Annotated in this window: 21 protein-coding genes; 9 read left to right on the top strand and 12 right to left on the bottom strand. The window is 41.9% G+C overall.

Translation table 11 applies throughout. The features are described from left to right. Positions 1 to 782 precede the first annotated feature (782 nt). From DXD68_RS17845 to DXD68_RS17830, 4 genes are all read left to right on the top strand, one after another. The gene (locus DXD68_RS17845; RefSeq protein ID WP_122362864.1) at positions 783 to 4,070 is read left to right on the top strand and encodes a SusC/RagA family TonB-linked outer membrane protein; all 3,288 of its coding nucleotides are present in this window, start codon (positions 783 to 785) and stop codon (positions 4,068 to 4,070) included. A gap of 21 nt (positions 4,071 to 4,091) precedes the next feature. After that, on the top strand, positions 4,092 to 6,077 hold the full coding sequence (locus tag DXD68_RS17840; protein ID WP_122362863.1) for a RagB/SusD family nutrient uptake outer membrane protein: 1,986 nt from the start codon (positions 4,092 to 4,094) through the stop codon (positions 6,075 to 6,077). Positions 6,078 to 6,101: 24 nt separating this feature from the next. Then, positions 6,102 to 6,887 carry a DUF5018-related domain-containing protein gene (locus DXD68_RS17835; protein ID WP_122362862.1) on the top strand — a complete coding sequence of 262 codons (786 nt, stop codon included), beginning with the start codon at positions 6,102 to 6,104 and terminating at the stop codon, positions 6,885 to 6,887. 83 nt (positions 6,888 to 6,970) lie between these two features. Continuing rightward, positions 6,971 to 7,603 (top strand): hypothetical protein, encoded by a 633-nt coding sequence (locus DXD68_RS17830; RefSeq protein WP_199715740.1) that lies wholly within the window; start codon positions 6,971 to 6,973, stop codon positions 7,601 to 7,603. A 50-nt stretch (positions 7,604 to 7,653) separates the two neighbouring features. On the opposite strand, the gene DXD68_RS17825 is transcribed toward DXD68_RS17830, so the two are convergent. Next, positions 7,654 to 8,100, bottom strand: a complete 447-nt coding sequence (locus tag DXD68_RS17825; protein WP_122362861.1) for an META domain-containing protein — start codon at positions 8,098 to 8,100, stop codon at positions 7,654 to 7,656. Positions 8,101 to 8,105: 5 nt separating this feature from the next. Then, positions 8,106 to 8,531: an META domain-containing protein gene (locus DXD68_RS17820; protein ID WP_122362860.1), complete on the bottom strand. Its 426-nt coding sequence runs from the start codon at positions 8,529 to 8,531 to the stop codon at positions 8,106 to 8,108. A 186-nt stretch (positions 8,532 to 8,717) separates the two neighbouring features. Here DXD68_RS17820 and DXD68_RS17815 point away from each other — a divergent pair, with 186 nt between their 5' ends. Continuing rightward, on the top strand, positions 8,718 to 9,974 hold the full coding sequence (locus DXD68_RS17815; protein WP_122362859.1) for a peptidoglycan DD-metalloendopeptidase family protein: 1,257 nt from the start codon (positions 8,718 to 8,720) through the stop codon (positions 9,972 to 9,974). Between the two features lie 57 nt (positions 9,975 to 10,031). Next, entirely contained in the window at positions 10,032 to 10,400 is a 369-nt protein-coding gene (locus tag DXD68_RS17810) for a YccF domain-containing protein (RefSeq protein WP_122362858.1), read from the top strand. Here DXD68_RS17810 and DXD68_RS17805 read toward each other — a convergent pair. The 9 genes from DXD68_RS17805 to ribD all read right to left on the bottom strand — a co-directional run bounded on the left by DXD68_RS17805 (position 10,397) and on the right by ribD (position 20,017). After that, complete coding sequence (locus DXD68_RS17805; RefSeq protein WP_122362857.1) at positions 10,397 to 11,065, bottom strand: M15 family metallopeptidase; 669 nt, start codon at positions 11,063 to 11,065, stop codon at positions 10,397 to 10,399. The two genes, DXD68_RS17810 and DXD68_RS17805, sit on opposite strands and share 4 nt — an antisense overlap. A 9-nt stretch (positions 11,066 to 11,074) precedes the next feature. Then, positions 11,075 to 11,908 carry a glutamate racemase gene (murI, locus tag DXD68_RS17800; RefSeq protein WP_122362856.1) on the bottom strand — a complete coding sequence of 278 codons (834 nt, stop codon included), beginning with the start codon at positions 11,906 to 11,908 and terminating at the stop codon, positions 11,075 to 11,077. 80 nt (positions 11,909 to 11,988) lie between these two features. Further along, positions 11,989 to 12,492 (bottom strand): OmpH family outer membrane protein, encoded by a 504-nt coding sequence (locus DXD68_RS17795; RefSeq protein ID WP_122362855.1) that lies wholly within the window; start codon positions 12,490 to 12,492, stop codon positions 11,989 to 11,991. Between the two features lie 68 nt (positions 12,493 to 12,560). Then, the gene (locus DXD68_RS17790) at positions 12,561 to 13,076 is read right to left on the bottom strand and encodes an OmpH family outer membrane protein (RefSeq protein ID WP_122362854.1); all 516 of its coding nucleotides are present in this window, start codon (positions 13,074 to 13,076) and stop codon (positions 12,561 to 12,563) included. A 145-nt stretch (positions 13,077 to 13,221) separates the two neighbouring features. Continuing rightward, on the bottom strand, positions 13,222 to 15,894 hold the full coding sequence (gene bamA / locus DXD68_RS17785; protein WP_122362853.1) for an outer membrane protein assembly factor BamA: 2,673 nt from the start codon (positions 15,892 to 15,894) through the stop codon (positions 13,222 to 13,224). Positions 15,895 to 15,908: 14 nt separating this feature from the next. Next, positions 15,909 to 16,652, bottom strand: a complete 744-nt coding sequence (locus tag DXD68_RS17780) for an isoprenyl transferase (protein WP_122362852.1) — start codon at positions 16,650 to 16,652, stop codon at positions 15,909 to 15,911. A gap of 8 nt (positions 16,653 to 16,660) precedes the next feature. Then, the gene (locus tag DXD68_RS17775) at positions 16,661 to 17,380 is read right to left on the bottom strand and encodes a DUF6089 family protein (RefSeq protein ID WP_122362851.1); all 720 of its coding nucleotides are present in this window, start codon (positions 17,378 to 17,380) and stop codon (positions 16,661 to 16,663) included. Positions 17,381 to 17,460: 80 nt separating this feature from the next. Continuing rightward, positions 17,461 to 18,891, bottom strand: a complete 1,431-nt coding sequence (locus DXD68_RS17770) for a DUF6242 domain-containing protein (RefSeq protein WP_199715738.1) — start codon at positions 18,889 to 18,891, stop codon at positions 17,461 to 17,463. Positions 18,892 to 18,955: 64 nt separating this feature from the next. Further along, positions 18,956 to 20,017 carry a bifunctional diaminohydroxyphosphoribosylaminopyrimidine deaminase/5-amino-6-(5-phosphoribosylamino)uracil reductase RibD gene (gene ribD / locus DXD68_RS17765; protein ID WP_122362849.1) on the bottom strand — a complete coding sequence of 354 codons (1,062 nt, stop codon included), beginning with the start codon at positions 20,015 to 20,017 and terminating at the stop codon, positions 18,956 to 18,958. Positions 20,018 to 20,071: 54 nt separating this feature from the next. Here ribD and prmC point away from each other — a divergent pair, with 54 nt between their 5' ends. Genes prmC through DXD68_RS17750 form a run of 3 tightly spaced genes read left to right on the top strand, consistent with a single transcriptional unit; the run spans position 20,072 to position 22,075 of the window. Continuing rightward, a complete protein-coding gene (prmC, locus tag DXD68_RS17760; protein ID WP_122362848.1) occupies positions 20,072 to 20,929 on the top strand; it encodes a peptide chain release factor N(5)-glutamine methyltransferase in 858 nt (285 codons plus the stop codon). Continuing rightward, entirely contained in the window at positions 20,917 to 21,408 is a 492-nt protein-coding gene (locus tag DXD68_RS17755; protein ID WP_122362847.1) for a regulatory protein RecX, read from the top strand. The genes prmC and DXD68_RS17755 overlap by 13 nt, the downstream gene beginning before the upstream one ends. After that, positions 21,389 to 22,075: a ComF family protein gene (locus tag DXD68_RS17750; protein WP_233577212.1), complete on the top strand. Its 687-nt coding sequence runs from the start codon at positions 21,389 to 21,391 to the stop codon at positions 22,073 to 22,075. The genes DXD68_RS17755 and DXD68_RS17750 overlap by 20 nt, the downstream gene beginning before the upstream one ends. A 205-nt stretch (positions 22,076 to 22,280) precedes the next feature. Here the strand turns inward: DXD68_RS17750 and DXD68_RS17745 are convergent, their stop codons facing one another. Beyond that, positions 22,281 to 25,712: a DUF6383 domain-containing protein gene (locus DXD68_RS17745; protein ID WP_147383004.1), complete on the bottom strand. Its 3,432-nt coding sequence runs from the start codon at positions 25,710 to 25,712 to the stop codon at positions 22,281 to 22,283. Between the last annotated feature and the right edge of the window lie 482 nt (positions 25,713 to 26,194).

Below are 26,194 nucleotides of genomic sequence, written 5' to 3'. Positions count from 1 at the left end.
GAAAACAAAAGCTTTAGATAAATATCCGGTTTGAATTAAGGAACGCAGATGACGCAGAATACGATCTGACTAGGTTCATATTTGCCAAATATTGAAAAATTCACATCTGACAATAATTGAACCAAACATCTTAAAAAGATTTATTATATAGACTTTTACCCCTCGATTATTTTTATAAAAAAAATACATAAAAACGTTTCTTCAAATAACGAGTACAAAATAATCATCCACAAATAAGATTTATAGAAATGCTATAATATTCACGAGTAGTAAAACACTATAACCTAAAAAAAGATTTTTTAGCCCAATAAACTCTTCTATAATCGACCTGAGTTCGTAGAGAACTATGGTTAATTATTTTGCAAATATTATAAAAAATATCGACTATTAGTTGACTATTTCCGATAATTAGTTTGCATAATCCGTTTTTAAGAGAAATAAAATTAGACAAAAAACACTCTTTTATGTTTAATCAAGCCATATACACCATAGTTCTCTACGAACTAATTAAATTAATAATATTATGACATTAACAGAGCCTAAAAAGCGTAGCATTACAGGGAAATTAACCCCTAACAAATTAACTGAACGCGACGACGGTCAATTAGCTGCCGTAAACAGTAAATTCTCCGAGTCAGAATAGGAAAATACTTACAACACTTTAAAAGAACAGGCTAAAATAGAACTTTAAAATCAGTTCAGAGAGTAGGAATAACACAGTTCAAAACGTTGGAAAGATCTATACCTATTTTTAATCAATATTAATTCAAACTAAATCAGTTATGTTGAAAAACTTAAAACCGATTGGTCTCATGTTGTTTGCAGGCATTTTATGTTCTCCCGAGAGCATAAAAGCAGACACGACTCCCAACAGACCGAGCGTGAACATTTCCCAGCAAAACGGGAAAGTGACGGGAACAGTAGAAGATGAATTCGGTCCCGTAACCGGAGCATCAGTCATTGTAAAAGGAACCACAAACGGTATTATTACCGACATAGACGGTAATTTTACATTGGAGGGAGTAAAAAATGGAAGTATCATCCAGATATCTTTCGTTGGTTATACCACCCAGGAAATCAAGTACACAGGACAACCATCCATTAATGTTAAGTTAGAAGAAGACTCACAAGCTTTGGACGAAGTGGTTGTAACCGGTTTTAGTGGTGTCCAAAAAACTAAAACCTTAACAGCCGCCGCTGTTAACGTAAAAATCGAATCGATAGCCAAGTTACCGGTAACATCTCCTAGTGATGGATTGGGAGGCCGTGTATCAGGTATCATCTCCCAGGCACGTTCAGGTGCACCGGGTGAAACTTCCAAGATCTGGATCCGTGGTGGTAGTAATATCTTATATGTAATCGACGACGTAGTAATGGAAACCAGCCAGGGGGAAGTATTCTTCAACCGTTTGCGTCCTGACGACATTGCATCTATGAGTATTTTGAAAGATGCGTCTGCTACAGCTGTATACGGTCCTCGTGCAAGCGATGGTGTTGTGGTGGTTACCACAAAAAAAGGGCAAGAAGGTCAGTTGGAAATATCATTAAGTCAGAAAATTACAATGATGACACCATCTTACAGACCTAAAGCAATGAGTACATGGGATTATGTAAATAAGAAAAACGAATTGTATGCCGCCAGTATGGCTGAGAATCCTGCTTTCAATGCGACGGAAATGTCAAAGTACTACATGGGATATTTGAACGGGCAAGGATATGGTCGTCAGGAAATCACCGACATGGTCAACCAGAAATACGATTTAGGATATTCACTCAGTGACATAAACGATTTGTTCAACCCATTCGTAACACAAGGGAAAGATATTGAAAATTATTATGGTGATTACGATGCCTGGGACTTCTTCGACCATACTCAGCCGATGACCCAAACAAACCTAAGTGTACGTGGAGGTAGTGAAAGGGTTAGATATTATTCCAGTTTAGGTTACATGAAACAATCCGGTATCAGTGACAGTTACGACTACGAACAGTATAATGCAATTGTCAACACAGATGCCTATTTATTGAAAGACAAGAGTCTGAAGTTTACATTAAACCTAAATGGGGTAATGGCAAAAAAGAAGCAACCACAAGGTGGCGACGGAATTTTCAATTCTGTCTTGATCGAAGGTAGTGAAATGCACAACCAGCCTCAGAACTGGACTACCGGTTTGGAGAAAGCCGGAGGGCTAGATTCGCGCTTACGTACCGGATTCAATAATACGGATGACTATCGTTTACAAACGAATATCGGACTTAAATGGAGCTTGCCCTGGGTAGAAGGGTTATCTGTCAGTAGCAGTGTAAACTTCAACTACAGTAATTCGATGAATAAAACATTCGAACATCCGGAAGTTGGTGTATATGCCAATCCTTATGCAACACAGGAAAAAAGTTATAATCCTAATGATGCTCATTTATCGCAGACATGGGACAACTATTCTTTGACAACCGGTATCCTGCAAGCTGATTACAGCCGTTCTTTCGGCAAACATAATCTGACAGCGATGATCAATTACACAAGTCAGAAACGCAGAACCAATTCGACCATGGCTAAAGCCTACGGTTATCCTTCCATTTATACTCCACAAATCGAAGCAGGAGCTACAATGCAACAAATGAAAGGAACTGAGGGACTGTGGGGGTCAGCATCCTATGTAGGACGTATCACTTACGACTATGATAGCAAGTATTTGCTACAATTAAGTGCTAACTACAATGGTTCATTATGTTACCATCCGGATAAACGCTGGGGATTTTTCTACGCAGCATCTGCCGGCTGGGTATTAACAGAGGAAGAGTTCATTAAAAATATCATTAACAAAGATATAATCAGTTCCTTCAAAATCCGTGCCGGTTACGGTGTTGTAGGTCAGGAACTGGCATCTCCATTCAGTTATATGAACCAATATGGATTATCCAAAAATGACGGTAAGGCTAATAACATCTTGTTGGGGGAGAACATGACCTCCAATTCTGTTTGGACAGAAACAAATGTATCCAGCAATCTGACCTGGGGAGAATCACAACAAATCAGTGGTGGTGTCGATTTCGGTTTCTTAAATGAACGTTTGACCGGTTCGTTTGATACCTATTTATACCTCAACAAAGGGGAAGAAATCGATATGAACCCAGAGATAACATACACTCCTATCTTAGGTTTACCAAATACTCCGAAAATGAATGCTCCTTATGTAACAAATCATAAAGGTGGTGTTGAATTTTCTTTGAACTGGAATGACCGCATCGGTGACTTCACCTACAGAATTGGAGCAAACTATACGTATTGGGAAAAAGTAGCAGTTAGACATGCCAAAAAAGATGAAAGCTATTACTATCCATACCTCAATGATTTAGGAAAGAATAATGAACAAAAGACATACAACGTTTCCTGGCAAACAAATGGTCTGTTTACTTCGTATGAAGATATGTATAACTCATATATGCACTTTGGACGCAACCACGCATTAGGTACTTTCCGTATGAAAGATCTGAACGGAGACGGCGTACTGAACGGAGGTGACCAGGTTGTGGATGAAAGAGGCGGTATAGTCCCCCAATCTCTTTACGGCATCACTTTAGGCTTAGGTTGGAAAGAATTCAGTTTTGAAGTATTCCTCCAGGGAGCAGGACATGTAACCGGCGATGTAACTTCACCGGCCCGCTCACAACAGGATTATTACTGGAATTATGGAAAGTATCTGTATCCGGAATCATATACACCAAGCAATCCTATCACCAATAAACTGCCGTTACCAACCAACTCCAGCTATGGCTGGGGATACAATTATGTCGATCAGTGGGTATATGATGCATCTTATCTGAAGTTGAAAAATATCAGCGTCAGCTATGACCTGAAACGTCGGGTTCTTAAAAACGTAAGTTATATCAAAGGTTTGCAAGTCAACTTTGTTGCCAACAACGTCTGTACCTGGGTTAAGAAAGGGAATCCATTCCACAATTTAACCGACCCTGAATACTTACCGGCAAACTCCATTTGGGGAGGCAACAAACTGGGTAGTTATCCTACTCAACGTTCGTTCACTTTGAGCGCTACATTAACATTGTAATCACATTAGAACATACACAAAATGAAAAAATTAAATATACTAGCTTTATGCACTGCGGTTTGTCTGTCCAGCTGCGATCCACTGGGAATCGATCCGACTACCAGCGTATTTGAAGATCAATTTTGGGCAAATGCACAGTTATCTCGTACTTTTGTCAATCAATTCTATCTATGGGGACCTGCGGGAGCCAACCAAGCATTCCAGGCAGAACAATGGTCTGATAATGCATGTGGAAATATAGACCGTGACCAGAACACATTTCGTCAATACGACTACAATGCCAGACGATATGACGAACTGAATAGTGCGGGCATAGTCGGAGCTCCTTGGGGAGATGGATATAAAAGAATTCGTCAAGCCAATATGGCCATCGAACGAATCCCAAGTGTTCCAAATATCACCGAAGCAGAGTCAAGTCAGTTATTGGCTGAAAGTTATGCATTCCGTGCTTTATATTATGCCGATATGGAACGATATTGGGGTATCATGCCGATTGTCACCAATACAATGACCATTTTCGATGAAACAATGCTTCCCCAAAACAGTCGTGAAGAAGTTTTCGATCAGATTCTGAACGATTACGATAAAGCGTTGGATTTATTCAAAAAAGTATCGGCTAAACCAACATTAGGTTTACTCAACGAAGATGCCGTACAAGTTCTGAAATCACGCAGTGCACTGGCAGCCGCTTGTGCAGCAGAAGCTTCAGCCAAAGGATTATACGATAAATTATCAGGTTCTGCCGAAAGCAAAGCGCTTTACAAATTCACAAAAGATGCCAAACATTATTATCAAATGGCTTATGACGCTGCTAAATCGGTAATAGGAAAATATGCTTTGGAACCTAATTATGCCGATTTATTTAACAAGCCTAATGCCCATACATCGGTTGAATCTATCTGGCCGGTCATGTTTAATGAATCAAACAGATCCGGTTTTAATCCTGGAAATTATTCACACCCCGTTTCCTGGGCTAAAATGTACGGAGGAACAACAGACTTTGGTCCTGACTGGGATGGCGGACGCGGAGGTGCATATCCGACTCAAGACTTAGTTGATTGCTACTATCAGAAGGACAAGGCTACCGGAAAATGGATGCAATGGTGGAAAACAACTCAGTCACAGGAACTCGGACTAAGTAAAAACGAAAATGGAGAATTTACCGCTACCAGTGAAAATTACTTGAACATGTATACTGATAGAGACAAACGTTTCTATGCAACGATCCTGTATGACAGTACTTATTATGCCGGTGTTGAAAATGAAAGGTATCTGATTCGTACCTGGATTGACTTTTCCGAACCGACTAAAAGTGAGAAATACAGCTCACTGGGAACCTATTATCATCACACCGAAAAATTAGATATTACCGGTGCTGCACAATCTACAGTGACAAGTTATTACGCAGCGAAATATACGATCGGACGTTTCAACGAAAACGGAACTGTTAATTACACACAATCCCCCTCCTGCTACTTCATGGTTCGATACGCAGAAGCTTTACTGAATTATGCCGAAGCTGCATATAAGTTAGGGGGTAAAGAAAACGAAACGTTAGACGCAATTAATCAGATTCGCAATCGTGCAGGGCTCGATAATTTCGACGCTTCAGTAGTAGGTCACGATCTTTGGGAAGAATACAAATTGCAACGTCGCATAGAATTTGCCTATGAAGTACCCGGACACCGTTATTTCGACTTGCTCAGATGGGGAGAATCAGAAGGTAAAACAGTCATTGACGAATTAAACAAAAACCCGAGAGGTATGTTTATCTTCCGTAAAGGTATTGAAAGTGAAGAAATAGGAAGCAACGGATATTTAGCACCGAAGAGTGATCCCAAATATTTCACACCTTACTTCTATGTTCGCACGATTGATCAAAGTGTATATTATGATCGAAAATTCAATGATGCCGTATACTACAAATTGCCATTTGCACGCTCTACATTGGAAGTAAACGACAATTTTGTTCAGAATCCGGGATGGGAAAACAGAAGTTACCAATAATCATTTTAACAGAAGACTAAAGTCATGAAAATTAAAAATATATTATTAGCATTAACACTCGGCTTAACGACTTTATCCAGTTGTCAGAGTGGAATTGAGTGGGATGAAGTTCCTGAATCGGTCTATTCGAATCTTGAACTTGGTACAGGTTTAGTCAGAAATCGTCCTCGTGAATTATTCACAAATAAAGTATGGCAAGTCAACCACAACAATGGCAAGGGGCAATGGTTGGAAAATTATATTGCTATGTCTTTGCTCGACGCTTTTGAAAATGGTATGGAGTATACAAACAATACCGGATCCAATGTTACAATTCTGAATAAAGTACTTGCTCCGGGAGAAAAAATGTTGGTGAAAAATACGCAGGAAATAGTAGAAGACAGTGCTGCACCGGAAGGTAAAAAATATATTGTCCACATGTTTACATTTGATAAAGTTAAATATCATACACCAAACAAAGGACATTTATTTGTCAAATCAGCATTTGATAATGAAACCGTCAAACCTATAAAGTTTGTCGAAGAAGTACAAGAAGGTATGTTTCGTTATGTTGTCATGCCTATAAAACAAAAAGAAATGGTACTGGAATTTATCATGTCAGACACTTATGCCTTCAAAGTAGAACCGGTTAACGGAGCGCCTACATTAGGGACTCCCAGTGATTATACGAAACCGCAACAATATATGGTAACCAATACAGCCTTCAGGCCAAAAGGCGTCCCTGAATATAAACGTTTATACGAAGTTCAGGTACATGTATTGGAAGTTACAGTTGACGAAGCCATTGAATTCACAAAACCATCTTTATAATACATTGAAATAACTCAAAAGAAAGTAGTGAGGAATTCTTCACTACTTTCTATAAAGTTCTCACATCATCTCTAAAGAATAATATGAAATATACTTTGATTCTATTCTTTATTTACCTAGGATTATCGAATGCTTCAGGACAGGACAGACATTCCTCCTACCTATTTCCTGAGTTTACAGATTCTTATATCTATTATAAAGATGGAAGAATCTTTCAAGTTCCGGTTAATTATGACTTATTTGAAAACATATTTGTCTTTATAGATAAAGATAATGAGAAGAAAGAGTTCTCAGATCCGGATATGATCGTATCTATAAAAACTGGCAACCGGACTTTTATTCCTGTATCAAGTAATGGAATGGCAGAGGTTATTCAAAATGAACCACTGATTTTAGTCCAATATATCGGAAATAAGCGGGTTAAAAAGGATTTAACCTTCGGAGGGAAAACAGAAACAGCTTCTGTCGATAGCTATTCTAATCTTATCTATGGAACAGGAAATGATGATAAAAATTCTGTCATCGTTAAAATAGACTACCAATTTTATATCAAAAAGAACAAGCGACTCAAAGGGTTCTCTACTAAGAAACAATTCTTAAAAATATTCTCTCAACATAGAGAACTACTCAAACAATATATTGATGGTAATAAGATAGATTTCGAGACTATTGGCGAAGTCAAAGAATTATGCAACTATGCTCTATCTTTGAGCTGAAAAGAGGTGGCCTCCTTCAACAGGGCCACCTCTCCTTTTTATGAAATTACTTATTTCTTCTTTTCAATAACCATCAGTTTGCCATTATCGGTACCGTAAAAGGCTACTGTATTCACTGGTTTGACATCGCCTTCCGCTTCAAAACGAACTACTTTGTTCAAAGCTTCCAGAAACTCCTGTTCACCTTTCAATTCCGGACAGGCCATGCGCGTTGTCGCTACTTGCGGAAACTTGATGATATTCTTCCGGGCTTCAGAATATTCAATGCTGCCGTTCATACGGTTGCATCCTGCATTTCCGGACAGATGGTTGCGCGCTACGTCTATGACGATAAGCTGGTTACTTTTGTCCGGATCTAATTTATTACCGTTCAGTTCCACCACGCTCCATTCACCATCTAGGTCTGAATAGGAAGCAACCACTGCTTTTTGAGATTTACAGGAAGCAAATACGGCTATCCCTACAACTGCCAGGCATAGATATAGATACTTCTTCATTTCATTTAGTTTTTAGATAAGACAAGCAGAACATTACCGTCCTGGTCTACTAACACCATTTCATTCTCTGAGCTACCGGCTTTTACAGCTTTCACATTACCCATCGCCTGCATGATAGCATCTTCTGTCGCCATGTCCGGACAAGCCATCATGGTAGCAGCACCCGGTGCTATCGTGATTGAAGAAATGTCCTTGTCATCTAACGTAAAAGAAGAATTGAACATGTTGCAACCGGCATTTCCATGCAATTTATTTTGTGCCATATCAAATTCCATATAAGGTAATCCTTCTTTCAGAATCTTTTCACCTTTTACTTCTATTACATTCCATTTACCTTCCAGTTTCTTTGCATCTGTTTTGGCTTCAGAACAAGAAATCATCATCCCAAGTACCATCGGGAGCATCAATACATAAAAAATCACTCTTTTCATATTCTATACTATTTGTTATATCACTTACAAAGATAAGACGCTAAATCCGTCGAAATTGTTCCCCAAAAGTACTGTATTTAGTTAACATTAACAATCCATTTTCACTCTGCCGCTCCTATCCTTCTGAGCATTTACATTATTTTCTGTAAGTTTGCACCCGACGAACAAACTATAAATGAGGATATAATGATGAGATCGGGCATTGCACCTATTTTGATTTTACTGTTTATATTAGGTATCTCCTGCAAAAACACACCTAAACAATGCGAAGAAGAAGTTGACAGCGAATGGATCGACAGTGTGCAACGCGCATATCAATACGGCATCTGTATCGACACGCTGGATATCAAAGAATACAAGATGAAAAACGGAGACAATCCTGCCGCCATTTTCTCAAACCTGGGTTTCTCTGCCCTGATGGCGGACAGCATCAGCCGCTCGTCAATCGAGGTACTGGATCCAACTAAATTACAGGCAGGAATGCACTACTATACATTCAGTATGCAGGATAGTGCCGCCCAAATCCGCTATATCGCTTTTGCCAAAACGAAAACGGACTATGCCGTAATCGACTTTACCGGTGATACGATCAGTGCCTATGAATTTAACAAACCGATCACTTTAAAGCGACAATATGTGGAAGGAACGATCAATTCCTCCCTATGGAACGTGCTGCAATCAAAAGGTGTAAACCCGTTGCTGGCAATTAATATTGCCGATGTTTTTGCCTGGCAAATCGACTTTTACGATGTAAAGGAAGGGGATTCTTTCCGCGTACTCTACGACATTGCTTATATCGATGATACCACCGCTTTAAATATAAGCGGTATCCAGGGAGCAGTCTTCACCCACCAGGGCAAAGATTTTGTAGCCATTCCTTTTACACAGGACAGCGTCTTCGAGTATTTCGATCAGGATGGTAATTCTCTCCGGAAAGCTTTCTTGAAGGCACCGCTGGATATCTTCCGTATCACTTCACGTTTTACCAATGCCCGCTTCCATCCGATTTTGAAACGCTACCGTGCACATCACGGGGTCGATTATGCAGCTCCGGTCGGCACTCCGGTCAAAAGTATCGGAGCCGGGACCGTGATCGCAAAAGGATATCAGAATGGCGGAGGAAATTTTTTGAAAGTAAAACATAACTCAGTCTATACGACAACCTATATGCACCTTAGCAAGTTTGCCAAAGGCATACAGGTGGGTAGCCATGTTCAGCAGGGCGAAGTGATCGCCTATGTCGGTTCGACCGGCCTTTCGACAGGTCCGCACCTGGACTTCCGTGTACATAAGAACGGACAACCGATCAACCCATTGAATATGGAAGCACCTCCATCACTTCCAGTCAAGCCGGAACTTCGCGACAGCTTTCAGATCGTAAAGCAACAAGTGCTTGCGGAGTTAGACAGTATGAGCAATGCCTATTCGTTTAAGGCTCAATAACTATTGCTTTTAATGAGAATTATGCTACATTTGTGAAAACGATAAATTCAGAGACATATGAAATTTTTAGGCAACATCATTTGGCTAATATTCGGCGGACTGATTACCAGTATTGAATATCTGATTTCAAGCCTGCTGCTGATGATCACGATCATTGGGATTCCTTTCGGGTTACAGACCCTAAAACTGGCACTACTAGCATTATGGCCTTTCGGGAGTACCGTTACAGATAATGGAAATTCGGGCGGTTGCCTTTGTATCATCATGAACATACTCTGGATTATATTGGGAGGTTTCTGGATTTGCCTGACCCATCTCGGGTTCGGTTTGCTGTTGTGTATCACAATCATCGGTATTCCCTGGGGTAGACAGCATTTTAAAATGGCAGCCCTCGCACTGACTCCTTTCGGAAAGAATATCAATTAATCCAGTACCGGATAACTTTGCCGGGCTTCTGCCCGGCTACAAGCATTGAAATGCCACCATTCATATGGAATGATGCGGAATCCGGCCTGTTTCATAATCCGACGTAGCAACCGCCGGTTGTCATAGGCTGTACGATCTATCTTACCAGCATTCAATAAAGCCTCCTCATTATTCGTATGGGCTTCTTCACCAAAGAAATCAAAAGGCGTTCCCATAGGAAGAGCTACGCCCGCTTCATCCAGGATAGTGACATCTACTGCCATCCCGTAATTATGCAGTCCTCCTCCATTCGCCGGGTTACTCACATAATTCACTTTGTCTGTTCCCCGCACAAGTGCCCACATTTTTCGTTGTACCGACATCGGGCGGGCGGCATCATATACAACCAGCGTTAAACCGGGCTGCTCTTTTTTCAATAATTGTTGTGCAGCCACAAGCTTTTTTGCCGCATCCGGGTGAAGCCATGCACGTGTTATTCCCGAGTAAACGGCTTTCCCCATAAAATTGTCGGATGTCGCATAGATCAATTGTACGCAAATAGTAGAGTCCAAAGTCGAAATATCCACCAGCCCTTTATTACGCAAATAAGTATCCGGCTCCTCCGCACTACTGCACGGACTAAAACACAGTATCAGCAACAGGAAAACATACTTTTGCCAACTCATAAACACTATTTAATCGATGGATATCTGTTCTACCTCTATCGGATCATTCAAGAAGACAGAAGCTGCATCTGAAAACTTTACAGCCGATTCTGTCGTTAGAAAACGACAGAATCCACCACGTGTAAGCCGCCTGTTCATCTCCGGATGTCTTTTTAAGTAGTCTACCAGACTCTCTGCCACGTATTCTCCTTGTGGGAGTACGGTAACCCCATCCGGCAAATATTGTCTGATTTTACCCATTAAAAGAGGATAATGCGTGCATCCCAGTACCAAAGTATCTATCTGTGGATCGATGGAAAGAATATGCTCCAAATGCTTTTTCACAAAATAGTCTGCTCCCGGCGAATCGAACTCATTATTCTCAACCAAAGGAGCCCACATCGGACAAGCCTCGCCTGTCACCTTAATATGCGGAAACATTTTACCTATTTCGAGGGAATAGGACTGTGAAGAGATCGTACCGGAAGTACCCAAAACACCGACATGTTTGGTCACACTGACCTGATCCATTATTTCCACTGTCGGACGAATAACCCCCAGCACACGGCGTTCCGTGTCCCATCCGGGAAGATCAAGCTGCTGGATGGATCGCAATGCCTTTGCCGAAGCCGTGTTACATGCCAAAATAACCAACTGGCAACCCTCTTCAAACAACTTCAACACCGCCTGGCGCGTAAACCGGTAAACGACTTCAAACGAACGCCCACCATACGGAGCACGTGCATTGTCTCCTAAATAAATATAGTCATATTCCGGCATGGCCTGACGTATCTTATCGAAGACAGTCAACCCGCCATAGCCGGAATCAAAAATTCCGATCGGTCCTGTTTGTTGTGAAAACATATTTCTTCCTTCTTTTATAATACAACAAAGGATGCCCCTCCATAGAAAGGCATCCTTTGTTATATCCTAATTAGAATCGATTATTTCAAACCTAATTTAGCTTTTACCAGCGGAGTTGCATCAATTGCTGAATTACCAGTATAAAGAACAATACCAGGATTGTTATCGAAGATATAAGCATAGCCTTTTTCATCACCTACTGCCTTGATAGCTGTTCTGATCTTGTCCTGGATCGGAGCCAACAGTTCCTGCTGTTTTTTGTCCATATCCTGACGAGCTACCTGTGTAAAGTTCTGAACACGCTGTTCGATATCCTGCAATTCCTGCATTCTTCTTACTTTGATATTTTCAGTCATTGAATCCTGTTGAGCGATATAATCAGCATATTTCTTCTGCCATTCATCTTCCATCGTCTTCATCTCGCCAGCATATTTGTCATTCATCTGCTTCATAGTTTCCTGCATAGCAGTCAATTCCGGCATTGCAGCCATAATTTCATTTGAATTTACGATTGCTACTTTAGCTTCCTGAGCAAAAACGCCTAACGGCAGGATCATCAACAAAAAAATAATCAGTTTCTTCATTTTCTATAAAATATTACTTGTTATTAATCAATCATATTTTTGTGCATAAAGCGCACAAATGTAAGCATTTATTTTGAATATCCTAACTTTAACAGCACTTCATTACTGATATCTATCTTCGGAGAAGCAAAAATAATGCTCATGGCCGATGCCCGGTCGAGAACGAGTTGATAGCCCTTGTCTTCCGAAATCTCCTTTACAGCGTTGTATATCTCATCCTGGATAGGCTTCATCAAACTCTCACGTTTCTTATACAGCTCGCCTTCCGGTCCGAAGTACTGACGTTTCAAATCTTGTGCTTCCTGTTCCTTCTTTACGATCTCTTCTTCACGCTTTGTTTTCATCTCAGCGGAAAGGAATACCAAGTCACTCTGATACGTCTTATACATATTCTGTGCTTCCTGCTGAATGGCTTCCACCTCGTTCTGCCACTTCTTCGATACCTGACTCAATTGTTCATTTGTCATCTCGTATGCCGGAATATTCTTCAGGATATATTCCATATCTATCAAAGCAAACTTTTGCGCCATACCGGCAAAAGAGCAGAGGAGCATCATACAACTCAAAACAATAATCTTCTTCATACGCTTTCTTTTTATAGTTTCACTCTCTGACCGCAAAGATAAGAGAATTGAAAATTGGGAATTGAAAATTGAAAATTAATAATACACAATTAACACTTTAACAGCATAACCAATTATCAATTTTCAATTTTTAATTCTCAATTAACTAAAACTCCTGTCCGATAATGAAGTGGAAGTTACTACCACCTGCACTACGTGAACCATCCACCTTGTCGAAACCATACGCCCAGTCGATACCCATCAAACCGATCATCGGCAGGAAGATACGAACACCGACACCGGCAGAACGTTTCAAGTCAAACGGATTAAAGCTCTTCAAATCTCTCCATGCGTTACCAGCTTCAGCAAACACTAGACCGTAAATAGTAGAAGACGGTTCCAGCAAGAACGGATAACGTAACTCCATTGCCAGACGGGAGTAAGCATAACCATACGAGTTATAGCCACCGTTACCGGCGATACTACCGTTTTCGTAACCTCTCAAACCGATCGTTTCCGTTGCGTATGTACTGGAGTATCCGCTCATACCGTCACCACCCATATAGAATGTTTCGAACGGAGAACGTTTATGTTTGTTGTAAGATCCCAGGAATCCGTATTCCACACGGGTCATCAATACCGGCGTACGTTTAACAGCCATAGGAGCCAACGGAGAGAAAATCTTTGCTTTGAACTTCCATTTATGGTATTCGATGAACTTAAATTTACTTTCATCATTGTCACTCATGTTTTCATAATCCTTTCCATCCCACAAAGAGTAAGGAGGAGTCGCACTGACGGAGAAAGAGAATTGTGAACCACGACGAGTATACAACGGGTTGTCGATAGAGTTACGCTGTAACATCAATTCCAGGTTTATATTATGGCAATTGCCATTCTGAACCAGGAAGTATGCCCAGTCATGCATCATATACAACTGATAGTTCAAAGTTGCCATGAACTGGAAGTAGTCATCAGGCCAGCTCAAACGTTTACCGTAACCGGCAGAAAGTCCGAACATCATGATCGATTTATCCGGGTCATAGGCAAGTTCGTAGTTATTATTATAGTAACCACCATAATTACCATAGTATCCGCCATACATGCCGCCATAACTACCATAGTAAGGATAACCTCCATAATAATTAGACATACTATTATTATAGTAGTTACTACTGATATCAGTCTGTTTAGAGAAATAAGCACTTACAGAAAGTGTATTCGGACGTTTGCCACCGAACCACGGGTCCATAAATGAAATACTGTATGCCTGATAGTATCGTCCGTTGGTCTGACCGCTCAATGTCAAAGTCTGACCTTCACCCTGCGGAATGATACCTTTATAGGTCTTCGGATTCAGGAAGTTCTTCATGGAGAAGTTCGTAAACTTCAGACTCAACTTACCGATCACACCTGTCTGTCCCCAACCGGCCGAGAACTCGATCTGGTCGTTGGCCTTTGACGTCAGGTTATACTGAATATCCACTGTTCCGTTTTCCGGATCGGGAATTGGCTTCGGATCCATGTTTTCAGGGTCGAAGTGTCCCATCTGGGCAATTTCACGAACGGAACGCATCAAGTCTTCACGACTGAACAACATACCCGGTTTGGTACGAAGCTCACGACGTACGATATCTTCATACAGACGGTCGTTACCATTGATGATTACACGGTTGATGGTAGCCTGCGGACCTTCCTGGATACGTACTTCCAAAGAGATGGAGTCGTTATCCACATCTACTTCCACCGGGTCGGCACTAAAGAAGATGTAACCATTATTGTAATACACATTGGACACGGCATCTTCATCCGTAGACAGACGTTCGGTCAGTTTCTTCTGGTTGTACACCTCACCCGGCTTCATTCCGAGGATAGCTTCCAGGTAATCTGAAGCATACTGTGTATTACCCACAAAACGAATGTCTTTCAGATAATACTTGTCTCCTTCTTCCAGTTTCAGGTAGATATCGACTTTCTTCTCATTGTAGTTCACAACACTATCAGCCAGCAATACGGCATCACGATAACCGTGTTCGTTATACTTGGCAATAATGTTCTGCTTATCTTTTTCGTATTCTTCAGTAGTAAACTTCTTCGTACTGAATGCTTCCAGGATACTGGTCTTCCAGTCGTTCGGCAGACTGAACTTTTCGTTTGTCTTCTTCATCGCCTTTTTCAGGTCACGGGCTGTAAGTTCCTTATTTCCTTCAAAGTAAATACGATGAATCTTAGTCTTTTCGTTCTTATCGATATTGATATCGACGATCACTTCGCCTTCCTTTGACAAGTCGTCGCGCTGTACAATATCAACGTCTACATTCTTAAAACCTTTGCCGTCAAAGAACTTCTGAATAACGATCTTTGTACGGTCTATCACGTTCGGAGTGATTTGGAATCCCTTCTTCAAGCCCAGCTTGGCTTCCAGGTCTTCCCGCTCTCCTTTCTTGATACCATGATAATTTACTTCCGATATACGGGGACGTTGCTTCAACTGAAATTCCAGCCAGATCTCGTCGCCTTCAATCTTGGTTGCCAGGATTTTTACATCCGAGAACAATCCGTGTTTCCAAAAACGCTTTACCGCTGCTGTAATCTCGTCGCCGGGTACGGTGACTACATCGCCGACCGATAGTCCGGAGAAACCGATTAACACGAAATCATCATAATTCTTAATACCCGTTACCTTGATATCGGCAATCTTATACCGCTTAGGAGTCATCGAGTAATTAATGACCGGCACTTCCGCCGGTGCTTCAACCTTGGTAGTGTCACTTTCCTGGGCAAATGCTCCGCAGGCAAAACCTAGGAAAATAAAAAACAGCACTATTCTTTTGTACATATAACAGCTATTGTTTATAAGATTAATTGCTCACTTGTCTTACCGAAACGGCGTTCACGTTGCTGGTAATACAATATAGCTTCATACAACTCTTCTTCTCTGAATGCCGGCCAAAAAACATCGGTAAAGTAGAACTCCGCATACGAACATTGCCACAGCAAAAAGTTACTGATGCGTTTTTCTCCTCCGGTTCGGATCAGAAGATCCGGATCAGGAATGCCTTTAGTCGTCAGGTGGTCCGAGACAACTGCCTCGGTTATATCGTTGGGGGTTATTTTCTTTTCCTCTACCAGGACGGCGAGCTGTCTGACAGCTTCCGTTATTTCCCAGCGGGATGAATAACTAAGAGCCAATACCAGAGTCGTCCCCGTATTGGCAGAAGTTTGTTCGATACATTTCAGCAACGTTACATGCGCATCTTTCGGCAGACGGTTCAGATTACCGATCGCCATCAGACGTACATTATTTTTCATCAGATCCGGTGTTTCCCGATGAATGGCAGAGACAAGCAAGCTCATCAGCGCCCTCACCTCCTCTTCCGGCCGGTTCCAATTCTCTGTAGAAAACGTATACACTGTCAGGTATTTCAGCCCAATAGCCGTTGCCGCCTCTACCACTTTACGAACAGAGACAACGCCTTCCTGGTGTCCATAGCTCCGGTCTTTCCCCTGTGCTTTGGCCCAACGTCCGTTTCCATCCATAATAATCGCCACATGTTGCGGCAAGCGATTTTTGTCTATTTCCTCTATCAATGACATAGTGTTTCTCAGTATCTAAACGTACTGTTACTGTTTATACTATTACATGGTCTGTTACGCGGACCGAAGTCCCAGGTAACAGATAGCAGTAAAAATGAATACCAATCCTTGTTCTTCAAAAAACTGCCGCTTATCTGATAAGGATTATCCAGCATTGCATTACTTCCGTCCGTAACATCGAAATTGTCTCCGAACAATTTACGGAAAGAGAACTCGCAACCCAGGTTGATCCTGTTCTTTATCTTATATTTCACGCCTACTCCCAAGGGAATATTCGGTCCGAAAAACGCTTCATTCCCTGTGCCGTATGTAATTCCCAGTCCCAGGAATACGTACGGAGTGAATCGCTTCGCCCCTGCGTAATCAAACTTATCACTGTACGGAAAGAAGTTAAACTCCATCTGTCCGCCCAGCTCCACCAGGCTACGGCTAAACGATGCCTGCGCATTGTCCGGAAAAACATTCTCCAGTCCTTCCGTGCTGCCCGAAACCTGTCCCCACATCAGATTTGCCTTAAAAGCCCATCTGAAGTTGGCGTTATAGCGGAACACTGCTCCCACCGCCGGATTCATTCCTTTGAAGAAAGCATTTTTGTTGGCATCCCCCATATAGAAAGCGCCTCCGGCCATTCCGCCTATTTCATATTTATATTCCTGCGCGTGAATACCGGTAAATGAACCGGCCAGCAGTATCAGTATAAGAACCCGTTGAAAAAAAGTTGAAGTCATATGGCAATGCTGTTATGTTACTACACCTCTTTTCTAACGCTAAATTCTTCTTAAAATTATACTACACTTCACGAACTTTCTCAATCCTTAAAACCTAAGCGGTTTATGCGACCTCTCCAGATCTGATCCAGATCATTTGCATTATTCGTCTCTTTTCCTCCGAAAATCAACATGAAATTATCTTTATCCACCGATACCGATGCAAAACCTCGTGCTTTATAATTATCCGGCATCACGGTTAATGTGTCGGACAACGTCCATGTCACACCACCATCTATAGAGAAATATAAATCTTTCCGTGCTTTATTTGCTTCGTCGATACCGCCTATCAGACAGAACTTATTATCATAAGCAGAAAGTATTACACCTTCCCGCTTATCGAAATAGTCAGATTCCTCGTCTGTCAGCAATATCCACTGTCCGCCATTCATGGTCGCCCAGGCAGAGTTGAGCAATTTACCGTTTTTGTCTTTTCCTGCAACAACCGTCAGACTGTTCTGCTTGCTGCCGGTAGAATAAGAAGCTAAAGAGCCGAAACCACTAACCGGGAATCCGTCAGGAACGGCATCACCGATTGTCCATTTCATCTCTTCGTTCAGATAAGCAAAATCCAACGTTCCGTTATTATCTACGATGGCAGACAGGAATGAAGGTTGCTGTAATACATTATTATCGACTGCTGCGATTGCTCCCAGCAATGCTTTTACATTATTAGACTGATCGACCAGAATCCAGTCCTGTCCGTTTACAGAGCGGTACAGTGCCCCTTTTGTGGTAGGCACAAACAAAGCATCCTCATATTCTGTCATCTGTGAAAGACGGACTTCGCCAGCAGGCAGCCCGCTCAACGTCGTTTCCGTCCAGGAGATAGCATTCGACACAGAAGAGGTGTGCAATGAATATCCTTTGCTTGCATCAGCAGCTTGTGCGTACATATAATAGTACTCGTTCTCCTGATCTCCCCAGGTAACCACTTTCTGTTCCTTCACCGGAAATCCCAACACGTTGCTAGCATACAGCTCCCAGCTCATGGAGTCAGGCACTACCTGATGGATATTGACCTGTGCGATATAAGTTTTCTTAGTGATGCCATCATACGCAGCCGTCACAAATTTAACCGGCTTGGAAAAATCCAATGAATCTTCCGTATTCCAAAAAAAGGTAGAATCCGGCAACGCCTCCTGTGTCACTTCAATAGAAGCCAACCCGGACGCACGCGATATCGTACAGACAACTTTCTCGATCTCAGTGCCGAAAGGCATAGAGTCCGGATTAAAAATACGTCCGTTTACCTGATCGATCACAAACTTCACTGCTTCCAACCCTTTGACAGAATCACTTTTTAAAGAAAAAGACGTTATCTGACAATCCTTAGGTATTTCATACTCCTGATCGTCCGAATTCAGACAAGAAGACAGAAACAATGCAATACATCCCGCTACAAATAGTACTATTCTATTTTTCATCCAAAAATAAGTTTGTTGCATATAAAGCCACAAAAGTAGAAACATTTTTTGCTTTATTCCCAATATCGGCTAATATTTATAATATTTTAGTTCCGTTAAACTACTTCGCTCACTGATTTTTCCGTAAAAAAACAGAGATTACATGATCCTGCACTTTTTTCACGTCTGTCAGCGACAGAGATGCCACCCTGCTAAGATCCGGCGCTTTCACGCCCGATTCCAGATTGACCGGGGCTGTTTCAACCAACATCTGATCCCATAAACCGTCCTCCAGAAAATGACCGAGAAGCGTAGCTCCCCCTTCCACCATCAACGAATCCAGTTTACGGACATACAACTCATGCATTACCTGCGGCAAAACCGGCTGCCCGAAATCAATCGTGACATATTCCACATTCTCCCGGCTGACAGCCTCTACCGCTGTAAAAATCAGCGTTTTCACCGCCCCGTCCAACAGATGATAATGAGGCGGGATACGTAAAGTCCGGTCGAGAACCACCCTTACAGGCGATTTCCCCGCCCAATGGCGTACCGTCAACGAGGGGTTATCCAGCAAAGCCGTTTGTGTGCCGACCATGATAGCCGCCACATTCGCCCGCAAATGATGTACCCTGCGCAAAGTCTCCGAAGAAGACAACACGACAGCCGGCAACGAATTATTCGTCCGCAGCCGATCCATAAAACCATCCGCACTCTGCGCCCATTTCAGATAGATATAAGGCCGTCGCTTTTCCTGGAAAGTCATAAACACCCGGTTCAACTCCCGGGCTTCCTCCTCCATCACGCCGGTCACCACCTCCACACCTGCCTCACAAAGCATCCTCACTCCTCTCCCCGAAACTTCAGGAAAGGGATCCAGACATCCGATCACAACACGGGGAATCTGCTTTTTGATGATGAGTTCAGCACAGGGAGGTGTTTTCCCATAATGAGAACAGGGTTCCAGGCTCACATATATCGTCGCCTCTTTCAACAAAGATTCATCACGGACCGAAGCGATCGCATTCACCTCGGCATGTGCCTCGCCATATTTCCGGTGATAGCCCTCTCCGATAATTTTCCCCTGATGTACAATCACAGCCCCAACCATCGGATTTGGCGCCACATTCCCGATCCCGTTACGGGCCAGAGAAATACAGCGCGCCATATATTTATTTTCAACCTCGACCATTTTCTTTGCGTATAAATGGTTTTTGCATTACTTTTGCATTAAAATTACATTGTTATGACTGAGACTGTCGCTTATATACAAAATACGCTCAAAGATTATTATCCGCTAAGTGAAATCAAAGCATTCATTCGCCTGATAATGGAGCGCGTGTGCGATATCCAGCCGCATCAATTCTTACTCTGCAAAGATAAAGAATTATCCGATAAGGAAAAGACCGAGATTCACAATATCGTAGAACGATTGACAAAATACGAACCGATCCAATATATTTTCGGCAAAACCGACTTTTACGGATTCGAGTTCCTGGTAAACCCGTCAGTCCTGATCCCGCGTCCGGAAACGGAAGAACTGGTCGAGTTGATCGTACACGATTATCCCAAGAAAAGTATCGACATACTGGATGTTGGTACCGGCAGCGGTTGTATTGCTATCACTCTGCGGAAATTACTGAGCAAATCACAGGTTTCGGCACTCGATATTTCGCCGGAAGCCCTGAAGGTAGCCCAAAGAAACGCTATACATAATCGCGTACAACTCTTTTTTTACGAAAGGGACATTCTTCAACCATCCAAAACAGCCGATTCCATAGAAGATGAGTTCGACGTGATCGTCAGCAACCCTCCTTATGTGATGGAGAAGGAAAAAGCGGAGATGGAGAAAAACGTCCTCGATTATGAACCGCCACTCGCCTTGTTCGTTCCCGACGACAATCCTTTGCTGTACTATAACAGCATTGCGCGTTTCGCCGAACAGAAACTGAAGAAAAAAGGATACCTGTATCTGGAGATCAACTCACAGATGGGTGAAGCCGTTGTGAACATGCTGCGCATGATGGAATTTAAGAACGTAGAACTGATCCAGGACCTGTCCGGGAAAGACCGCTTTGTAAAGGCACAGACATGGAACAGATAACCGAAGCGGAAATGTTGCGCCGTGCTGCCGCTTATTGTTCGACAGCCGAACGTTGCATCCAGGACGTGCAAAAGAAGATCAAAGCAGCCAGTCTCACCCAGGAGGAAGGCGAACGTATCATCGCCCGTCTGCTTCAGGAAAAGTTCATCGACGAACACCGGTTTGCCCGTTACTTTGTAAACGACAAGCTGCGCTTCAACAAATGGGGGCGCATCAAGATCGCTTATGAACTTCAAAAAAGAAACATCCCCGCTCCCATACGTGCGGAAGCCCTGGAGGGGATAGACGAAACAGAATATACCCATATACTCCAATCGTCTCTTAAAGCGAAAAAGAAATCGACCAAAGGGAAAGACGACCGGGATATTTATATCAAACTTCTGCGTTTTGCTGCCGGTCGTGGTTTTGAGAGCCGTGAAGCTTCCCGTTGCCTGAAACAACTATTCAATGGTAACAACTATGAGGAAGATTTTGAATGACCTGCTGAATCTCTTCTTCCCCAAGCTCTGCATGATATGCCAGACACCCCTCACCGGAGGAGAGGAACATATCTGCCTGAAATGCATTTGCGACCTTCCCCGTACAGGGCATGATTTCCGGAAAGAGAATCCCGCCACGTATCTGTTTGCCGGGAAAGTACCCGTTTACCGGGCAGCCGCTTTTCTGCATTACGAAAAAGGCGGCCATGTGCAACAGCTCATTCATTCCCTGAAATACCACGACAACCGCGAGATCGGTTTCCGCCTGGGACGCATGGCGGGTTTGAACTATCGGCAGGCTTTCCTGACAGATTGCCCGGATCTGCTCTTGCCTGTCCCGCTCCATCCCAAGAAGAGGAAGCAGCGCGGCTACAACCAGTCCGAATGGATAGCCCGGGGACTGAACAGTGTTTTAAAACTTCCGATAGATACCACCAGCCTCCGCCGTATCAAAGAGACAGACACGCAGACCAGCCGGCAGACATACGAACGCTGGCAGAACGTACAGGATATATTCTCGGTCGCAGACCATAAAGAACTGGAGGGGAAACATATTCTCCTGATAGATGACGTCATTACTACCGGCTCCACCATCGGAGCCTGCGCCGAAGCACTGCTGGCGATTCCCGAAGTACGGGTCAGCGTGTTGGCGATCGCAATCGCTTGAGAAAACAACTCATATTCATAAAATACAGAAAGCCCGGCAGAACTTCTAAACGGGCTTTCTTTCTGTACTCTCTCTTCACAGAGGTAAAACAGAGTTACTTTATTTTCATTACTTTAGTATTACTGATACCACTTGTTCTCCTGTCGCAGGGTACTTAGCGGGTATACATAGCTGCGTGGTATCTAAATTATTTGATTTTTAATTCTTATTTTACAATTGCTTTAACAGCAACTTCGCCTTCAACAGCTACAACTACTACACCAGCAGGAACGTTGATCTGAGCTTCGTCAGAAGACAGAACCGTGCTAGCAACAGTCTGACCCAGTACATTGCTGATCACAGCAGTCTTACCGGCAGCCCCCTTGATTGTTACTGAACCGTTACCTGAGATAACAGTGAATGTAGTTACAGAAGGTTCCTGTTCGTTAGCAACCGGATTGCCGTTGTAAGCTTCTTCCATGTTGAATGTTTCACCGTGTGTAAACTTATTAGTTACAACAACAGTACCATTCACCCAACGTAAGTAACCTTCGTTAGTTGCAGATTTTTCAAACAGATCCTTAGTAGGTGCACTATAATCTTTGTACTGTGTCTGGATCTTGAATGAATTTGCATCGTTATCTACATAACGGAAAGCAAACTTAGCCACATTGAAGTCAGGAGAATCCATACCCAATTTAACGACTTCACCACCCTTACGAGTAATATACAGCGTATCATCTTTATGATAACCTTCTACGAATGACAATTTAGCCAGGTTTTCGTCAGCTTCTATCATATTGATATACGGATTATTGTGCATATGTTCCTGTTTATAAGCATATGCCGTATCGATCAGGTTGATCAGGTAACGACCCTTCAATGCTGTAAACGATTTCGCATCAGAGCACGGACCACCGTTAGCTTCCAGCCATTCAGGTGTATTGTGTTCCGGATTATAGTCACAATGTGTTGTCGTTTCTTCCTTCACACTCAGACCCAGCAGATACTGGTAGCAAGTATTAGCGATACCGTCTGCATCCACACGGTTTACATAAGCTGTATCGATGAACAATGCAGGATTTGCACCAGTTACACTATTGTTCACATTCAGGAAGCTCAAAGTATCATTGTCTACAACAGACTTAACGTCAGCTTTTTCAAACAATACTTCTGTCGGATATTCTTCGCGATAGATCTTCACTACGTCACCCCATGCTTTTGCAACCTTACGGTATTCAGGTCTGTCGATCAAGTTCAGAACCATCAAAGAGTTATCGTCAGCTTTATAAGTTTCCATCGGTTTCAAAGAACCCCACTGGTTACTGTTACCTACATATATCTTATCAGCAGCGAGAGCGTCTTGAGAAACATTATTTTGACGATTAGGCAGAGTAACAATATTATATGTACCGTTAGGTTTTGCCTTCAAGGCGAAACGATCTTCAACTCTAGTATCAGCCACTTCGTGACATACATAATAATCCAGATTAGTAGCACTTTCCAGTCTTACATATTCCAGGTTCGCTTTGTTCTGAATCTGATACGGAAGAACTGCCAATGTATCGACAACTACATCTTTATCACCTACATTACCTTGTACCAACTTACCGTTCTGTATAGTAGCCATCGGAGTCAGGATGAATACTGTATCTACTTCAGAGATTTCACTACCGCTCTTCAACTTCTTATCCAAGCGCAAAGTCCATTCAGCAGCATTTGCAATATTATTAGTAACACCTAACTGGTGAGTACCATTACTCTGATGATTTTCTGCCCAGTAACCAGCTGTATTACCAGTTTCGTTATGATACTGACCGATATTGAATACCTGATTTCTCAGTTCGTTTACAGTTGCAGTTCTGAAACCATCGTACTTAGTACGGTTCGTTACAAATGCAATTTTGATAATATCGTCTTTCATATTTGTTACAGAAGCAGACTCAACAAGGTATTCATTACTTACTGTAGTTTCGCGTAAGATAACATTTGTAACAGTTTCACCACTTTCGCGGTTTGTCAAAGTCATCGGATTATTCGCTTTATTTACATCAACAGCAGTCACAGCCCACTGAGCTTCCGGAGAAGTCAATAATACAGTGCTCTTGTTTACATAGTCAGCTTCCTTACCTGTATAATCAGCAGTTGCTAAAACACCATTCTTCTTGTATGCAATATCCGAAGCAGTTTCAGTTTCATCACTTACAAAAGTAATGTTCATGAATTTACCCAGGAACTGCTTGTAATCAGCGATATTAGAAGATGTCAGGCTCAGATACGGAAGAGCATCACCTGTACCAAAATTATCTTTAGCTGTCAAATAATAATCGCTATTGATTTTATGAACAATTGCAGTCTTAGCGTTATTCATAGAAGCATCAGCAGCAACATGCAATTCAGCAACTACAGCTGTAGACGTATAAGCAGTGCTCTGCAATACACTAAAGTATGCCAAATGATCAGCTGTTACATTGTCTACCAGTTCGAACACGCCATCACCATTGTCACCGTTTGCTTTCTTTGTATTCAATACAAGGATTTTATCACTAGACATCAAGCAAAATTCTGTTTCGCTACCTGTCAGATCGTCACCATTTGTATTTTGAACAGCAGTCAGCTTGCCAGCAAAAGCAGCAGCATCTTTTAGAGTTTCACTTCCTGTAGCAGTTACTTTAACTGTCAGGTTGAAACCTGTTCTCAGTAATTTATTCAACTCTTCACCCACAAGAGCGTTCAATGTAGCTTTGTAGATACCGAAAGTAGCCTCATCTCCTGTTGAACCTGCATCAAATGCGCCATCAACAGGTACACCTGCAGAGATAAATAGCGTAAAACCTTTTGCATAAGCTGTATTTGCATAAAACTCAGACGTCACACCAATTGCTGCAGTTACTGATTTTGCTTTATTTACAAACTGATAATAATCAACTTTGTCATTACCAACTGTTTTTGTTGTTTTTACCACTTTCCATAAAGCAGCATCAACCTCTGCACTAGTCAAAGATGCAGCAACCTTATCTTCTGTTTTTCCTGTTCCATCATTATAAAATAAGACATTCCCTGCATTAGATCCGATGAAATAATATACATCTTTACCGAATTCCGGGCTTGCAACCAATGATACTTCCTGCCCAATCGCAGTCAGATCTAAAGTAGGTTCTGCTTGATTGGCAATAGTAATCACATTTGTTGCAGAAGCACCAGTTTTTAAATCTGTGTCTACAATTAAATATTCACCTGTAAGAACCTTACCTGCAGCTCCATCTTCAGCGACAACAATCTCATTGCCATCAAGTTTAAACTTCAAGGCATTAGCCTTATCTACAGCAGGAGTAGAACCCAGTTCAAGTTTACCTGGATCACTACCTTCTTCCAGTAAATAATTACCCGCAGCATCTCTCAGGTTAAAAACAGAAACACCACCTACTGTACCGTCAGCTTCAAATGTCCATTCTTTACCAAAAGCCAATACATTAGTTGTAGTAGGAGTTGTTACACTTTCAACCAAATCAGTTACCGAATTTCCGGACGCAGCAGTTCCCAACACATAAGATTTACCAATCGCAGGGGCATCAACCACTACAACTTCAGCATCCAGTGTCGTCCATGCGCCAGCTGTCAATAGGACAGCCATCAACGTAGAAAACTTTTTGTTCATAATCAATAAATTTAATTAATAATAAAACTATACTAAAATTCGAATTATAAATTCCTCTCAGACATTGATAATCGTCAAATGACGAATTTAAACGTCCCTTTTTTCTCGTCATTTTCTGGGTTCGGTTTTGATTTCATGTAAAAAAGAGATAACTTCGTCCTCGTTTTTCTATCATCCTGATAAGAAAGGACATATAAACAATAAAAAAGATTGGTTAAATGATTGTCGGTTAAAAATATTGTCGTATTTTTGTGACGAGAAAAAAGGGACGTTTTCTTTAGTCACTACAATTCACTACATAACTTACTGTTTTTCAAAATATAAAATCATGTTTTTCATCACGTAAATTTTAGTGTTTTAAACATTGTGTGTTCGAACACAACTACCCTCAAAAGAGTTTTTTTCATGAAATAAGGCACAAAAACTTAAAAAAGCCGGATTCTACCACTTTTTCTTCACTAATGAATAAACTCAATTACACG

The organism is Parabacteroides sp. TM07-1AC (assembly GCF_003480915.1).
Lineage (GTDB): Bacteria > Bacteroidota > Bacteroidia > Bacteroidales > Tannerellaceae > Parabacteroides > Parabacteroides chongii.
Note: the sequence above shows the minus strand (reverse complement) of the source record. Positions and strands in the feature narration are given on the sequence as shown.